This is a genomic window from Pseudomonas sp. RU47 (assembly GCF_004011755.1).
Classification (GTDB): Bacteria; Pseudomonadota; Gammaproteobacteria; order Pseudomonadales; family Pseudomonadaceae; genus Aquipseudomonas.
In genome coordinates, this window is sequence record NZ_CP022411.1 from 5,882,090 (window position 1) to 5,896,870 (window position 14,781).

Genomic DNA, 14,781 nt, shown 5'->3' on the forward strand with positions numbered 1-14,781 from the left:
AAAACCGTCACAGGCAAAATCCACTCGTCCGACAAAAACTTGCCAAGCCCTTGATTTACCTGCCCTGCACGGCAGTGGCCCGACCTTTGCTCTACGCTTATAGCAAGCGCACTTGCGCGTTTCTCTAATAAGTACAAAGCCAAGGAGAACATCATCATGCGTTACGCTCACCCCGGTACTGAAGGCGCCAAAGTCTCGTTCAAAGCCAAATACGGTAACTACATCGGCGGCGAGTTCGTCGCGCCTGTCAAAGGTCAGTACTTCACCAACACCTCGCCAGTGAATGGCCAGCCGATTGCCGAATTCCCCCGCTCCACTGCCGAAGACATCGACAAGGCACTGGACGCCGCCCACGCTGCTGCCGACGCGTGGGGCGCGACGTCCGTGCAGGCGCGCTCGCTGATCCTGCTGAAAATCGCCGACCGCATCGAACAGAACCTCGAACTGCTGGCGATCACCGAAACCTGGGACAACGGCAAGGCCATCCGCGAAACCCTCAACGCCGACATCCCGCTGGCCGCCGACCATTTCCGCTACTTCGCTGGCTGCCTGCGCGCCCAGGAAGGCAGCGCTGCCGAAATCGACGGCAACACCGTGGCCTATCACATTCACGAACCGCTGGGCGTGGTCGGCCAGATCATCCCGTGGAACTTCCCGATCCTGATGGCCGCGTGGAAACTCGCACCGGCGCTGGCTGCCGGTAACTGCGTGGTGCTCAAGCCTGCCGAGCAAACCCCGCTGGGCATTACCGTGTTGCTGGAACTGATCGGCGACCTGCTGCCACCGGGCGTGCTGAACATTGTTCAGGGCTATGGCAAGGAAGCCGGCGAAGCGCTGGCGACCAGCAAACGCATCGCCAAAATCGCTTTCACCGGCTCGACCCCGGTCGGCTCGCACATCATGAAATGCGCCGCCGAAAACATCATTCCGTCCACTGTGGAACTGGGCGGCAAATCGCCGAATATCTTCTTCGAAGACATCATGCAGGCCGAGCCGACCTTCATTGAGAAGGCCGCTGAAGGTCTGGTGCTGGCGTTCTTCAACCAGGGCGAAGTCTGCACCTGCCCATCCCGTGCACTGGTGCAGGAATCGATCTACGACGAGTTCATGGCCGTCGTGATGAAGAAAGTCCTGCAGATCAAGCGCGGCGATCCGCTGGACACCGACACCATGGTCGGCGCGCAGGCGTCCGAGCAGCAATTCGACAAGATTCTTTCGTACCTGGAAATTGCCAAGGGCGAAGGCGCCGAGCTGCTGACCGGCGGCAAAGTGGAAAAACTCGAGGGCAATCTGTCGACCGGTTATTACATCCAGCCGACCCTGCTCAAAGGCACCAACAAGATGCGCGTGTTCCAGGAAGAGATCTTCGGCCCGGTGGTGAGCATCACCACGTTCAAGGACGAAGCCGAAGCCCTGGCCATCGCCAACGACACCGAGTTCGGCCTCGGCGCCGGCCTGTGGACCCGCGACATCAACCGCGCCTACCGCATGGGCCGCGCGATCAAGGCCGGTCGCGTGTGGACCAACTGCTACCACCTGTACCCGGCGCATGCCGCGTTTGGCGGGTACAAGAAGTCTGGCGTGGGCCGTGAAACCCACAAGATGATGCTCGATCACTATCAGCAGACGAAAAACCTGCTGGTGAGCTACGACATCAATCCGTTGGGCTTTTTCTAAACCTGCAGCACTGATCGTTCCCACGCTCTGCGTGGGAATGCCGCCCGGGACGCTCCGCGTCCCGCCAAAGCCGAACGCAGAGCGTCCGTTGAGGCATTCCCACGCAGAGCGTGGGGACGATCATGCTACCCACCGGCAAAAAAGCCGGGCCAATACAACAATAAGAAAGGTAAACCCTATGCCTAGCGAATCCCCGGCTGGCGCTCCGGCGACCGGCGCCTCCGTCGACTTTGAAAAAGTCGGATCGGATTACTTTCAACAACGCGAACTGAAAAAAGGTGCCGCCGGCTGGGTACTGCTGGTGGGTCTGGGCGTTGCCTACGTGATTTCCGGTGACTATGCCGGCTGGAACTTCGGTCTCGCTCAGGGTGGCTGGGGCGGCATGTTCCTGGCGACGCTGCTGATGGCCACTATGTACCTGTGCATGTGCTTTTCTCTGGCCGAATTGTCTTCGATGATCCCCACCGCTGGCGGTGGCTACGGTTTTGCCCGCAGTGCATTCGGGCCGTGGGGCGGGTTTCTCACCGGCACCGCGATCCTCATCGAATACGCCATTGCCCCTGCGGCTATCGCGGTGTTTATCGGTGCCTACTGCGAATCGCTGTTCGGCATCGGCGGCTGGATGATCTATCTGGCCTTCTACATCATTTTCATTGCCATCCACATTTTCGGGGTCGGCGAAGCGCTCAAGCTGATGTTTGTCATCACCGCCATCGCCGCGCTGGCGCTGGGGGTGTTTCTGGTGGCCATGGTGCCGCACTTCGACGTCGCCAACCTGCTCGACATTCCGGTCACCGCCGCAGCGGGCGCCAGTCCGTTTCTGCCATTTGGCTATGTCGGCGTCTGGGCGGCGATACCCTATGCGATCTGGTTCTTCCTTGCTGTTGAAGGCGTGCCGCTGGCCGCCGAGGAAACCAAGAACCCCAAACGTGACCTGCCGCGCGGCTTGATCGGCGCCATGTTGGTGCTGCTCATGTTTGCCCTGCTGATTCTGATCGTCGGCCCCGGCGGTGCGGGCGCCAACTCGCTGCTGACCTCCGGTAACCCGTTGGTCGAAGCCTTGAGCAAAGCCTACGGCGGCTCGACCTGGATGGGCAGTTTCGTCAACCTCGTCGGGCTGGCCGGACTGATCGCGAGTTTCTTCTCGATCATCTACGCGTACTCGCGGCAGATTTTCGCGCTGTCCCGGGCCGGCTACCTGCCACGCAAACTGTCCGAAACCAATAAAAGCAAGGCACCGGTCCTGGCGCTGGTGATTCCCGGCATCATCGGTTTCGGCCTGTCGCTGACCGGCCAGGGCGATCTGCTGATTCTGGTGGCGGTATTCGGCGCAACCATCTCCTACGTGCTGATGATGGCCGCGCACATCACCTTGCGGATTCGTCGCCCCAAAATGGACCGGCCGTACCGCACACCGGGCGGCATCTTCACCTCCGGCGTGGCCTTGGTGCTGGCGTGCATCGCCGTGGTCGCAGGCTTTTTGGTTGATCCACGGGTGGTCATCGGTGCCGCCGTCATCTATGGAGTGTTAATTGCTTACTTTGCGTTCTACAGTCGACATCACTTGGTAGCAGGCACGCCGGAAGAAGAGTTCGCGGCGATCCAGAAGGCTGAGCAAGCCTTGCACTGAGTGCCGACAATCCCGGCGCAGGCTCGGTCTGCGCCGTCACGGAGAATTGTGTATGGCCAGTTTCGCTCACACGGTCGGCGCCCAGACCTATCGCTTCGACAGCCTCAAGGACGTCATGGCCAAAGCCAGCCCGGCACGCTCCGGGGACTTTCTCGCCGGCGTCGCCGCCCTCAACGACGGCGAGCGGGTGGCCGCGCAAATGGCGCTGGCCGACATTCCGCTCACGCATTTCCTGCAGGAAGCGCTGATTCCTTACGAGTCCGATGAAGTCACCCGGCTGATCATCGACACCCACGACAAACAGGCCTTCGCCGTGGTCAGCCACCTCACCGTGGGCGGCTTCCGCGACTGGCTGCTCAGTGATGCCGCCGACGAAACCAGCCTGCGCAACCTCGCCCCCGGCCTGACGCCGGAAATGGTCGCCGCCGTATCGAAGATCATGCGCGTGCAGGATCTGGTGCTGGTGGCGCAAAAGATCCGTGTCGTGACGAAGTTTCGCGGCACCCTTGGCCTGCGCGGACGTTTGTCGACGCGCCTGCAACCCAATCACCCGACCGACGAACCGTCCGGCATTGCCGCGAGCATCCTCGACGGCCTGCTCTACGGTAATGGCGATGCGATGATCGGCATCAACCCGGCCACCGACAGCATCGCCTCGATCTGCGCGATGCTGGAGATGCTCGACGCGATCATCCAGCGCTACGACATCCCGACCCAGGCCTGCGTGCTGACCCACGTCACCACCTCCATCGAGGCGATCAACCGTGGCGTGCCGCTGGACCTGGTATTCCAGTCGATTGCCGGCACCGAAGCGGCCAACGCCAGTTTCGGCATCAACCTGAATGTCTTGCAGGAAGGCTATGACGCCGGTCTGAGTCTGAATCGCGGCCCCCTCGGGCAGAACCTGATGTATTTCGAAACCGGTCAGGGCAGCGCACTGTCGGCCAACGCCCACCACGGCGTCGACCAACAGACCTGCGAAACCCGGGCCTACGCCGTGGCGCGACATTTCAAGCCGTTTTTGGTGAACACGGTCGTAGGATTTATCGGCCCGGAATACCTCTACAACGGCAAACAGATCATCCGCGCCGGCCTCGAAGACCATTTCTGCGGCAAGTTGCTCGGCGTACCCATGGGTTGTGACATCTGCTACACCAACCACGCCGAAGCCGATCAGGACGACATGGACACCCTGCTGACCTTGCTGGGTGTGGCCGGGATCAACTTCATCATGGGCATCCCCGGCTCCGACGACATCATGCTCAATTACCAGACCACTTCGTTCCATGACGCGCTTTACGCGCGCCAGACCCTGGGCCTGAAACCGGCGCCGGAGTTCGAGCAATGGCTGGCGAACATGGGCATCTTCACCCAAGCGGACGGCAAGGTTCGCTTCGGTAACAACTTGCCGCCGGCCTTCCGCCAGGCATTAGCGCAACTGGGATGAGTCACATGGAAAAACCGCCCATCGACCCGCAAAACCCGTGGCTGGAACTGCGCCGTCTGACGCCTGCGCGGATCGCCCTCGGCCGCACCGGCACCAGTTTGCCGACCAACGCACAACTGGATTTCCAGTTTGCCCACGCGCAAGCGCGGGATGCCGTGCATTTACCGTTCGATCACGCCGGGCTCAGCGCGCAACTGACCGAGCGCGGCCGTGAAAGCCTGCTGCTGCACAGTGCCGCCGTAGATCGAAACAGCTATCTGCAACGTCCGGATCTGGGCCGCAAGCTCAGCGATGAATCGGCGCAGGCCTTGCGCGAGTACGCGGCGGCGCATCCCGGCGGTGTCGATCTGGCAATTGTCGTGGCCGATGGCCTGTCGGCATTGGCGGTGCACCGGCATACGCTGCCGTTTCTCAACCGTCTGGAGGAGCAGATCAGTGACGACGGCTGGTCTGTTGCACCGGTGATTCTGGTGGAACAGGGCCGCGTCGCGGTCGGTGATGAAATCGGCCAATTGCTCGGCGCAAAAATGCTGGTGATGCTGATTGGCGAGCGCCCTGGGCTGAGCTCACCAGACAGCCTCGGTTTATATTTCACCTACAATCCAAAGGTCGGACTGACCGATGCGTATCGCAATTGCATCTCCAATGTGCGGCTCGAAGGCTTGAGCTACGGCATGGCGGCGCATCGCTTGCTCTATCTGATGCGCGAAGCCTGTCGGCGGCAGTTGTCAGGGGTCAACCTGAAGGACGAAGCGCAGGTTCAGACGCTGGAATCGGACGCTGGTGTAGACATGAAAGGTAATTTCCTACTCGATCCGCCCACAACCTGAACCGTTTCCGCATTGCGTTTCTGCGCCGGTTTCAGGCAGGATCGATGCACGGCCGCCAGGGTTTCCCATCGCCGTCAGAGCAGTTGAAGACAGCCACTTGAAGACGAGACCTATCATGCGGATTATTCAAGCGACCCTCGAACATCTGGACTTACTGACTCCGTTGTTCGTCAAATATCGCGAGTTCTACGGTTCCCTGCCTTACCCGGATTCCTCCCGCGCCTTCCTTGAAAAGCGCCTGCGCCGCAAGGAATCGGTGATCTACCTGGCCTTGGCCGATGATGACGACAAGAAACTGATGGGCTTCTGTCAGCTCTATCCAAGCTTCTCCTCGCTGTCACTCAAGCGCGTATGGATCCTCAACGATATCTATGTTGCCGAAGACGCACGTCGCCAACTGGTCGCCGACAACCTGATCCGCACCGCAAAAAAAATGGCCAAGGAAACCCAGGCCGTGCGCATGCGTGTTTCCACCAGCAGCAACAACGAAGTGGCGCAGAAAACCTACGAATCCATCGGGTTCAAGGAAGACACCGAGTTCAAGAACTACGTGTTGCCGATCAGCGACGAACTCTGATTGCGCGGTTTGCCTGTGATGAGGGAGCAAGCTCCCTCGCCACAATGATTATCTGTCTGACAAATCCTCACATCCCGACATCCCCCGCTACAAAACCAACGCGCTTTTCATCCTTCAGACCGTATAATCCCGAGCTTTCCGGCTTGTAAGAAAAACTACACCCCGCTGTAGGCTTACACGAAGTCATCCGCACAGGCCTGCCGAGTCGGGCCGTCAAACAGGTGCCCCCATGGATTTCAACCCGCTCGACCTTATCCTGCATCTCGATGTGTACCTCGATTTGCTGGTGAACAACTATGGGCCATGGATCTACGCCATCCTGTTTCTGGTGATCTTCTGTGAAACCGGACTGGTGGTGATGCCGTTCCTGCCGGGTGATTCGCTGCTATTCATTGCCGGTGCCGTTGCGGCCGGTGGCGGGATGGATCCGGTGCTGTTGGGCGGTCTGCTGATGCTCGCGGCCATACTCGGCGACAGCACCAACTACGTGATCGGACGAACGGCTGGGGAACGACTGTTCAGCAACCCGAACTCGAAAATCTTCCGCCGCGATTACCTGCAAAAAACCCACGACTTCTATGACAAGCATGGTGGCAAGACTGTCACCCTGGCGCGCTTCCTGCCGATCATCCGCACCTTTGCGCCATTCGTCGCCGGTGTGGCGAAGATGCCGTATCCGCGTTTCTTTGGTTTCAGCGTGCTGGGCACCATCCTCTGGGTCGGCGGCCTGGTGACATTGGGCTACTTCTTCGGCAACGTACCGTTCATCAAGAAAAACCTGTCGTTGCTGGTGGTGGCGATCATTCTGCTGTCGCTGGTGCCGATGATCCTTGGTGTGGTTCGCAGCCGTTTCGGCGGCACCAAAGCCCAATCGCACTAAGCCGATGTGGTCGCTGAGCGCCTGGCGCCGCCGGCGCATTCTGGCGAAGCACCCGATTGCCGACGACATGTGGCAACGGGTGCGCCATCAATTGAGTTTTCTTGATGGCATCAGCGCTGCCGAAGACCAGTGGCTGCGTGAAGCCTGCGTGCTGTTCCTCGACGACAAACACCTGAGCGCCCTGCCTGGCGTCGAACTGCATCAGGAACAACGCCTGCTGCTCGCCGCCCAAGCGCAATTACCGCTGCTCAACCTCGGTGATCTGAACTGGTATCAGGGTTTCCACGAAATCGTCCTCTACCCGGACGATTTCCTCAGCCCGCAACGTCATCGCGACGCCAGCGGTGTCGAGCATGAGTGGGACGGCGAACACAGCGGCGAAGCCTGGCAGCAGGGACCGATCATCCTCGCCTGGCCCGGCGTCATGGCCAGTGGCGGCTGGGAAGGCTACAACCTGGTGATTCACGAACTGGCGCACAAACTCGACATGCTCAACGGCGACGCCAATGGCCTGCCACCGCTGCACGCCGATATGCGCGTCAGCGACTGGGCTGAAGTGATGCAACACGCCTACGACGATCTCAATCGCCAGCTCGACCGCAATCCCGACGCCGAAACGGCTATCGATCCCTACGCCGCCGAGAACCCGGCGGAATTCTTTGCGGTCACCAGCGAATACTTCTTCAGCGCCCCGGATTTGCTGCATGAGGCCTATCCACAGGTCTATGCGCAGTTGCAGCTTTTCTACCGCCAGGATCCGTTGGGCAGGTTGCGGCAACTTCAGGCCACAGACCCGGTCTATCAGCCACACGACTAAGCGCTGCACGACTTTCGGTACATGGCGTCCACGGCAGAATATGCCTATAATCGCCGCCACTTTTTGGTCAATCCGGCCAAGTGTTTTTGGTCAACTACGGGGGCAACGCCCAATGAGCTACAGCAAGATTCCGGCTGGCAAAGACCTGCCGAACGACATCTACGTCGCGATCGAGATCCCGGCCAACCACGCGCCGATCAAATACGAAATCGACAAAGACAGCGATTGCCTGTTCGTTGACCGTTTCATGGCCACCCCAATGTTCTACCCGGCCAACTACGGTTACATCCCGAACACCCTGGCTGACGACGGTGATCCCCTCGACGTGCTGGTTGTGACCCCTTACCCGGTTGCTCCAGGTTCGGTGATCCGCGCACGTCCAGTCGGCATCCTGAACATGACCGACGACGGCGGCGGCGATGCCAAAGTCATCGCAGTGCCACACGACAAGCTGTCCCAGCTGTACGTCGATGTGAAGGAATACACTGACCTGCCGCCACTGCTGATCCAGCAGATCGAGCACTTCTTCGCGAACTACAAAGATCTCGAAAAAGGCAAATGGGTCAAGATCGAAGGCTGGGCCGGTGCAGACGCCGCCCGCGAAGCGATCACCAAGTCGGTTGCCGCCTACAAAGGCTAAGCACCTGCGCGACGCGTGATGCTTGAAGAAAACCCCGGTTGATCCGGGGTTTTTTGTGCTCGGAAAAAGCCGCCTTAAACAGCTTGTTTATGGCGGACTACAGAAAAGTTTTAGCCTGTGTAATTTCCCACAAGAGCGTCTTACATCCCGTCGCAAAATTCAGCCCGTTTTTGAACGTTCAGTTTATTCAAACCGCTCTGGCACGGCCGTAGACTCCGTGTTTATGAGAAAGAACACTAGCGGTCCAAGATTCAAGGCACTCCTGGAAGCAGCGAACATCTCCACAACGGGTTTCGCAAAGTTCTGGGGCACGGAAGCCCAAAATGTCCACAACTGGTACACCCGGGGCGTCCCGGCGTATCGCATGGAAGAAGTCTCACGCCTGCTGTCCGTCAACAGCGAATGGCTGAAAACCGGTGAAGGCATTAAAGAGCTGCCAAGCCTGACTCCGCCTGCCAGCAACGGCGACAGCTTTGACGCCCACGATCCTCAGGGCGCCTACCGATTCATCCATCCCAACGACATCGAACTGGCCTTCTTCAAAGAAACGCCACTGACCAACGGCTCCGACAAAACCCACGTCATCCAAGACCCGGAGCTCTCCATCCGCCTGCTGCGTGCACAGGTTGATCAACTGGAGATCCGCCCCGCCGACGCCATCTGTGCACACATGATCGGCAACAGCATGGCCGAACGCATCGAAGACGGCTCCGTCGTTGCCATCGACCGCGGCCTGACCCAAGTGGTGGACGGCGAAATCTACGCCATCGAACACGACGGCATGCTGCGCATCAAATACCTGCACCGCATGCCCGGCAACGGTCTGCGCCTGCGCAGCCACAACAGCGCCGAATATCCGGACGAAGTGTTCCGCGCGGCGCAGATCGAAGAGCAACGGATTCATATATTGGGCTGGGTGTTCTGGTGGTCGACGGTGAGCAAACGGCGGCCGGTGGTGCCGTTTCTTTGATCCGACGCAGCTATGCCTGCTTGCACAGAACCCTGTGGGAGCGAGCCTGCTCGCGAAGAGGCCCGGACAATCGGTACAAATCCCGGATTTCTGGCGAAGAAGTCGCTCTAAACCGCACTTCAGACTGGGAATCCCAAGCAAAACTCAGTATCCTGCGCCCCACATTTGCGCATCGATCCGCCCCGCGGCTCAGACAGCGCCCGACGCGGCAGACCAACGTCTGACCAAGTCCCGCAGCCGGACGCAGATCCGGATGTAAGTTTTGAAGGCTGGCAAGGCTTACCAAAAATAGGCCAAGCCAGTCCCCGAGAAGCCGGCCACAAGCCGGCTTTTTAATGCCTGCAAAAAAACGTTTACCTTGGCGAGCTTGACTCAACACTTGCCAACCTCAACCCCTCAGTGCTAAATCCCGCCCAACACCCACCCCCTCTGTTTTTACCCGCATCCCCGACCCCGGCCGGATTCCGGTATTGAGCCTCACGGGAATCCATGGAATGGCCCTGCATATCCCGACCCTGTTGGTCGTTTCGGTCTTCGTCTTCTTTTTGATGGGGCTTTTGACGCTGCACGCTTGGTATCGCGAAACCCGTGAGCCGCCGCTGGCGTACCTCGGCAGCATGATGCTGCTGGGCGCCTTGGGCGTGGTACTGGTCAGTTGGCGTGATCGAGGGGTCGACTTCATTCCGATTGTGTTCGGCAATGTTGTTCTATTGCTCAGTGCAGCGATGAACTGGACGGCCATGCGCACGCTGGTCGGGCGCAGGCCGTCAGTGTCCGGCATTCTGGCAGGGGCGTTCGCATGGCTGACCTTGTGCCTGATTCCCGCCTTCTACGAGTCGATGCCAAATCGGGTTTTAATCTACTCCTTGCTGGCATTCGGTTACGGCGTGATGACAACGCTGGAGCTCTGGCGCAGCCGCCACACTCTGGACGTCGCGTTTATGCCGGCGCTGGTGCTGACCGTTCTGCACACTGTGTTCTACGCCGTTCGCAGTGCGACCGATGAAGGGCTGCCGGTGACCAAAGCCCTGCTGGGCAGTGGTGAGGGAGTGCCGTTTTTCTCATTCATGCTGTTCGAGTCGATGCTGTATGTCATCGGCATTGCCTACATCACCCTGGCGATGGTCAAGGAACGTGCAGAGCTCAAGCTCAAAGCGGCGGCGTTCAGCGATCCGCTGACGGGCATTGGCAATCGTCGCGCGTTCATGATGAACGCCGGCCAGTTGCTTACTGAAAGCCAGCAACACGCAGAACCGGCGGCGTTGCTGCTTTGCGACCTGGATAACTTCAAGCGTCTGAATGATACCTATGGCCATCCCGTTGGGGATCAGGCGTTGATCGCGTTCGGCCGGATCGTGGTCGAGAGCCTGCGCAAGGACGATGTTTGCGGGCGGATTGGCGGTGAGGAGTTTGCCTGCCTGCTCAACGATTGCGATGAGCAGACTGCACTGGAAATTGCCGAACGGATCCGCCGTTCGTTCTCGCAATTGTCGATTCTTGAGCCGGGTCTGCTCAGCGTCAGCATCGGCGTGGTGACTACCCGCGAATCCGGCTACGACTTGTCACGTCTGCTCTCGGAAGCCGATCAGGCGCTGTACGGCGCCAAAGACAAGGGTCGTAATCGTGTACAGACGTTGCGTTCGCTGTACCTGAGCCTTACCGATAATTAGTGCCCAGCCACCGACCATTTCAATAAGCCACTAGCACATCCGCCCTAATTGCCCCTGCCGGCGCCCGCCACTAAATTTCCATTCTGTTTTTGTGCATTACAAAAGCGCCAAGGAATGGAGCAACACCATGTCATCGTTTTTCAAACTGAGTAAATCCGTCGCTTTACTGACTGCACTCTTGACTGCCACTTCAGTGTCAGCAGAAGAGCCGAACCCCGTTGGCGACTGGTGGATCATTTACGGTAACGGCGTCCCGCACAAGAACATCATGTATGTCGCCGACAGCACATCCGTGGTGCCGTCGACGCGTACCAAGGGTGCGCAAATGCTGGCGGTGACGCTGGTGTATGAAGAGCCGGGCAAGCCAATGATCGATGCCTACAACCTGGAAGTTCAGTGCAAGACCAACAAGGTGCGGTTTGTTAACGGCCAGTCGGTGGATCGAATTGCCTACATGCTGCGGCACCTGAAAGTGAACGAGCAATGGCAACAGCCGAAGGAGTTCTGGGTGCAGCGCGCTTTGGCTTTCGTTTGCACTCCAGAGAAAAAAGACATGATTGCAGTGGGCAAGATGGAGCACTTGCAGATGATTCAGGGCATGCAGCAGATGTTCTTCAAACTTGCACCGATTCAAGAGAAAGGCCAGATGATGGACAACCTCGACTCGATACTGGGCAACAAGTAGCAGCCTGATTTCTGGGCGCTACAGCGCGCTATTTCGTCTCGCACATGACACCGGGAGTCATGATGAATCAATGGACTAAAACGTTTTCGGCGCTGTTGATAACAGCCACAGTATCAATGGTGAATGGCTGCCACCTGATTGCCCAGTCGCGCTGGGAAGGACGGGATGTTCAGGAAGCACTCGATCTGTTCGGCAAACCTGACTCGATGAAAAAACAGACCGGTGCGAACGGCGAAAATCTGGCCGTCTTGACCTGGTTCAAATCCTCCAGCTGGACCACCACCGAAGCGGCCGGCACTTCCATGAATCACACCGGCAACGGCATGGTGTACACCGAGTACTACGAGACGGTCGGGCATAGCTCTGACTGCAAACTGGAAGCCACCGTCAACAAAGCCAAAAAGATCGTACTGTTTCGGATCGAGGACGGAAAGATCATTCATGGCAAATGCATCAACGTTCCGTTCGTACCCGGTTACATTCCGCCTGGACTCTAGCGCTGTCCCTGAGCAAGTAACTGCTCAGGGATAACTGAACGACTTCACCAACGTCAGCTCACCCACCGCGCGCATCGGGATCACAAACGTCTCCATCTTCTCGCTCGGCGCACCTTCTTCAGTAATCACCGTCACCTGCGCCGTGGTCAGCGGCTGCACCGCCTCATCGCCGCCATCCTCATCCCCGCGATAGCCACCGCCGTAATAATTCACATACACCAGATACTGCCCCTTGATCGGCGCCGGCATGGCGAAGATTTCCGGGCCATAACCGGTGGTGACGTCGACGTCGAGCGCGGCGCCGTTGGCGGCGCTGCGGTTGCCGTACCAGATGTGCGCGCCGTCGGGGGTGACGAGGTGCAGGTCGAGGTCGGTGCCGTCACTGTCCCACGCCAACAGTACGCGCAGCTTGGCCGGGGTCGCGCCGCCGCTGGTGTTGAGGAACTGTGTGCGGTGGCGCTGCTGGCCATCGGGACTGCGCACTTCCACGCTGTTGCTGCCGTTGGGGAAGGAAAACGGGCGGTCAAAGCGGCCGCTGTCGTCGATTTTCAGCGGCATGCTGACGCCGTTGACGATCAAGCGACCGGGTTCGTTGCCCTTCTGCGTAGCTTTGATTTCGCCGCTGATGCGGGCGGTATTGGCCTGGCCAATCGGGGTGTTGACCGAGGAGGCCGGGTAGTTGACGGTCTGGCGGAAGCTTTCGCCCTCGCCTTCCGGGGCGCCGCTGCGCCAGCCGCCGACCGGGGTGTCGAGTTTGACGCTGTCGGCGGCCATCGCTGGCGATAGCGCGGTCAAGGTGCAGAGCAACAGCAAGACCTGTGGATAACGGAGTGTCATGGTCTATTCCAGCAAAAGATGACGGGCGAGCCCTTCGATGTAGGTTTCATCCTGGCCGTTGGGGTGTGCTTCAAAAGCCAGGTGCAGATATTCGTGGGTCAGGTCGAGGCGATCCTGCAGGGTCAGCACGCCGCGCACGTAGATGCGTTGGCGTTCACGGTCGACGAAAGGACGGCCGAAGGCCAGTTTGCACACGGCGAAGGTGCTGACTTCGTTGTAGCCGGTTTCGCTTTCCAGCGTCGGACGCCAGCCGCGTCGTTGTTTCTGCAGCCAGTCTTGCGCAGCGGGCAGTGCTTCGCAGGAGGCGACCGGGTTGTCCCAGCGGCTGAGGCTGGCGCGCGGGTAGGCGTGCAGCAGAATCGCGTCGTAGCGCTGACCGGCGCTGGCTTGCTCGACGGCTTGTTGCCAGGCGAGTTTGTCCGGGCCGGGTTGATCGGAGTGATAGGTGACGGTGCTACCAGCCAGCACGAGGTCTGCCGTCCATGCGGCGATGTTGCGGGATTCGGCCGAGGCTGGACGCGGGGCGACACGCTGGCGATTGCTGCTGTCATCGATGCTCAGGCAGTCGCCGTTGCGTGTGGCGTTTTGCAGCAGATAAGTGCGGATTGCCACGGCCAGCGCTTTGGCCGCTTCGGCGGGTTCGGGTTTGGCTTCACGCTCAAGGACGCGGGCTACATATTCTTCGCGATCAAGCCTTGCGACGAGTTTGTCGTTGAGTAGAAACAGTTCGCCGTCGCTGTGGATATCCAGCGCGTTGCCGTTGGCGAATTCGACGCGATAGTCGCCTTGCAACGGGCCGGATGTCGCGAGGCGATCACCCGCTAACACCTTCGAAACTGGGTACTTCGAAAACAGGCTGACTTCGACACAACGCCCCGCCTCCGCCGGCCAGGCTGCCGGCAACACGGTCGCCAATGCTTGGCCGTAATGCCGCAAGACCATCTGGCTGGTGCCGCGCCCGCCTGCCCAGACCGGCGAGCCATCAGCCGTCCAACCGGCGAAACCACCCTGGCGCGATTGCGGATCCTGATCGCCAAGCCAGCTCCAGGTTTTCACCCGCAAGCGTCCGCCCAGTTCACCAACGACATTGCCGTCCGCCGCATTCAGCACCACGTCGAGCAGCACTCGACGCGCCTGATCCTGCGCCGGTAGCGAGGCCAGGACCTTCAGCAAATCAGCCACGGAAACCCGTTGAGCCGGTTGCACCGACGGCAAATCCAGCAACCACAATGGCGCTTCGCGCGCTTGCCAATACGCTCGCCAATCCGCCGCCGTAATTCCCAACCGCGCAGGTTCGAAATATAACCCGCAGGATTTCACAAGCGCCTGATCTCGTTCGATCCTGCCGCCCGCTGCGCAGCAATAAACCTCTTCCTTCGACTGTCCGCGACATTCATACGCCGGCTCCCGCGCGCCGGTATCCACCAGCCATGTGTAGACAAACAACTTCCACAGACTGCCCAGCGGCGTATCCAGCGATGACGGCAACGGTTCACGCTTGATCAGTTGCGTCTGACTCAACGACAACAATTCGCCCTTGTAGGCCACGCGCAACGGCTCATCCTGCGCCGTCGCCAGCGCAGGGATCACACACATCAGCAGCCACAGCAGCGGCCGGGTCATG

At 59.5% G+C, this 14,781-nt stretch carries 14 protein-coding genes; 12 read left to right on the plus strand and 2 right to left on the minus strand.

Going from position 1 to position 14,781, the window contains the following annotated elements; genetic code table 11:
- The first annotated feature begins 156 nt into the window (after nt 1-156).
- From exaC to CCX46_RS26925, 12 genes are all read left to right on the plus strand, one after another.
- On the plus strand, nt 157-1,677 hold the full coding sequence (gene exaC / locus CCX46_RS26870; protein ID WP_016984137.1) for an acetaldehyde dehydrogenase ExaC: 1,521 nt from the start codon (nt 157-159) through the stop codon (nt 1,675-1,677).
- 178 nt (nt 1,678-1,855) lie between these two features.
- Complete coding sequence (gene eat, locus CCX46_RS26875) at nt 1,856-3,307, plus strand: ethanolamine permease (protein ID WP_127929921.1); 1,452 nt, start codon at nt 1,856-1,858, stop codon at nt 3,305-3,307.
- Between the two features lie 52 nt (nt 3,308-3,359).
- Entirely contained in the window at nt 3,360-4,754 is a 1,395-nt protein-coding gene (locus CCX46_RS26880) for an ethanolamine ammonia-lyase subunit EutB (RefSeq protein ID WP_127929922.1), read from the plus strand.
- Entirely contained in the window at nt 4,751-5,584 is an 834-nt protein-coding gene (eutC, locus tag CCX46_RS26885; protein ID WP_446730734.1) for an ethanolamine ammonia-lyase subunit EutC, read from the plus strand. Before CCX46_RS26880 ends, eutC begins: the two co-directional genes overlap by 4 nt.
- Nucleotides 5,585-5,699: 115 nt before the next feature.
- A complete protein-coding gene (locus CCX46_RS26890) occupies nt 5,700-6,161 on the plus strand; it encodes a GNAT family N-acetyltransferase (protein ID WP_003228592.1) in 462 nt (153 codons plus the stop codon).
- A 229-nt stretch (nt 6,162-6,390) separates the two neighbouring features.
- Nucleotides 6,391-7,041: a DedA family protein gene (locus CCX46_RS26895; protein WP_127929924.1), complete on the plus strand. Its 651-nt coding sequence runs from the start codon at nt 6,391-6,393 to the stop codon at nt 7,039-7,041.
- Nucleotides 7,042-7,045: 4 nt separating this feature from the next.
- Nucleotides 7,046-7,858, plus strand: coding sequence for a M90 family metallopeptidase (locus CCX46_RS26900; RefSeq protein WP_127929925.1), 813 nt, complete (start codon nt 7,046-7,048; stop codon nt 7,856-7,858).
- Between the two features lie 112 nt (nt 7,859-7,970).
- Nucleotides 7,971-8,498 (plus strand): inorganic diphosphatase, encoded by a 528-nt coding sequence (gene ppa, locus CCX46_RS26905; protein ID WP_003205933.1) that lies wholly within the window; start codon nt 7,971-7,973, stop codon nt 8,496-8,498.
- 223 nt (nt 8,499-8,721) lie between these two features.
- A complete protein-coding gene (locus tag CCX46_RS26910; protein WP_127929926.1) occupies nt 8,722-9,468 on the plus strand; it encodes a S24 family peptidase in 747 nt (248 codons plus the stop codon).
- Between the two features lie 494 nt (nt 9,469-9,962).
- Nucleotides 9,963-11,138, plus strand: a complete 1,176-nt coding sequence (locus tag CCX46_RS26915; protein WP_127929927.1) for a GGDEF domain-containing protein — start codon at nt 9,963-9,965, stop codon at nt 11,136-11,138.
- 127 nt (nt 11,139-11,265) lie between these two features.
- Nucleotides 11,266-11,823, plus strand: coding sequence for a hypothetical protein (locus CCX46_RS26920; RefSeq protein WP_127929928.1), 558 nt, complete (start codon nt 11,266-11,268; stop codon nt 11,821-11,823).
- 62 nt (nt 11,824-11,885) lie between these two features.
- Complete coding sequence (locus tag CCX46_RS26925) at nt 11,886-12,320, plus strand: hypothetical protein (protein WP_127929929.1); 435 nt, start codon at nt 11,886-11,888, stop codon at nt 12,318-12,320.
- Between the two features lie 24 nt (nt 12,321-12,344).
- On the opposite strand, the gene CCX46_RS26930 is transcribed toward CCX46_RS26925, so the two are convergent.
- Together CCX46_RS26930 and CCX46_RS26935 are read right to left on the minus strand one after the other, a co-directional pair.
- Nucleotides 12,345-13,157: a YfaP family protein gene (locus CCX46_RS26930; RefSeq protein ID WP_127929930.1), complete on the minus strand. Its 813-nt coding sequence runs from the start codon at nt 13,155-13,157 to the stop codon at nt 12,345-12,347.
- A 3-nt stretch (nt 13,158-13,160) separates the two neighbouring features.
- The gene (locus tag CCX46_RS26935) at nt 13,161-14,780 is read right to left on the minus strand and encodes a DUF2300 domain-containing protein (protein WP_127929931.1); all 1,620 of its coding nucleotides are present in this window, start codon (nt 14,778-14,780) and stop codon (nt 13,161-13,163) included.
- Between the last annotated feature and the right edge of the window lies 1 nt (nt 14,781).

Bases quoted from the DNA above. Each gene is read 5' to 3' on its own strand.
- exaC (WP_016984137.1), top strand. From the start codon at position 157: ATGCGTTACGCTCACCCCGGTACTGAAGGCGCCAAAGTCTCGTTCAAA.
- eat (WP_127929921.1), top strand. From the start codon at position 1,856: ATGCCTAGCGAATCCCCGGCTGGCGCTCCGGCGACCGGCGCCTCCGTC.
- CCX46_RS26880 (WP_127929922.1), top strand. From the start codon at position 3,360: ATGGCCAGTTTCGCTCACACGGTCGGCGCCCAGACCTATCGCTTCGAC.
- eutC (WP_446730734.1), top strand. From the start codon at position 4,751: ATGAGTCACATGGAAAAACCGCCCATCGACCCGCAAAACCCGTGGCTG.
- CCX46_RS26890 (WP_003228592.1), top strand. From the start codon at position 5,700: ATGCGGATTATTCAAGCGACCCTCGAACATCTGGACTTACTGACTCCG.
- CCX46_RS26895 (WP_127929924.1), top strand. From the start codon at position 6,391: ATGGATTTCAACCCGCTCGACCTTATCCTGCATCTCGATGTGTACCTC.
- CCX46_RS26900 (WP_127929925.1), top strand. From the start codon at position 7,046: ATGTGGTCGCTGAGCGCCTGGCGCCGCCGGCGCATTCTGGCGAAGCAC.
- ppa (WP_003205933.1), top strand. From the start codon at position 7,971: ATGAGCTACAGCAAGATTCCGGCTGGCAAAGACCTGCCGAACGACATC.
- CCX46_RS26910 (WP_127929926.1), top strand. From the start codon at position 8,722: ATGAGAAAGAACACTAGCGGTCCAAGATTCAAGGCACTCCTGGAAGCA.
- CCX46_RS26915 (WP_127929927.1), top strand. From the start codon at position 9,963: ATGGCCCTGCATATCCCGACCCTGTTGGTCGTTTCGGTCTTCGTCTTC.
- CCX46_RS26920 (WP_127929928.1), top strand. From the start codon at position 11,266: ATGTCATCGTTTTTCAAACTGAGTAAATCCGTCGCTTTACTGACTGCA.
- CCX46_RS26925 (WP_127929929.1), top strand. From the start codon at position 11,886: ATGAATCAATGGACTAAAACGTTTTCGGCGCTGTTGATAACAGCCACA.
- CCX46_RS26930 (WP_127929930.1), bottom strand. From the start codon at position 13,157: ATGACACTCCGTTATCCACAGGTCTTGCTGTTGCTCTGCACCTTGACC.
- CCX46_RS26935 (WP_127929931.1), bottom strand. From the start codon at position 14,780: ATGACCCGGCCGCTGCTGTGGCTGCTGATGTGTGTGATCCCTGCGCTG.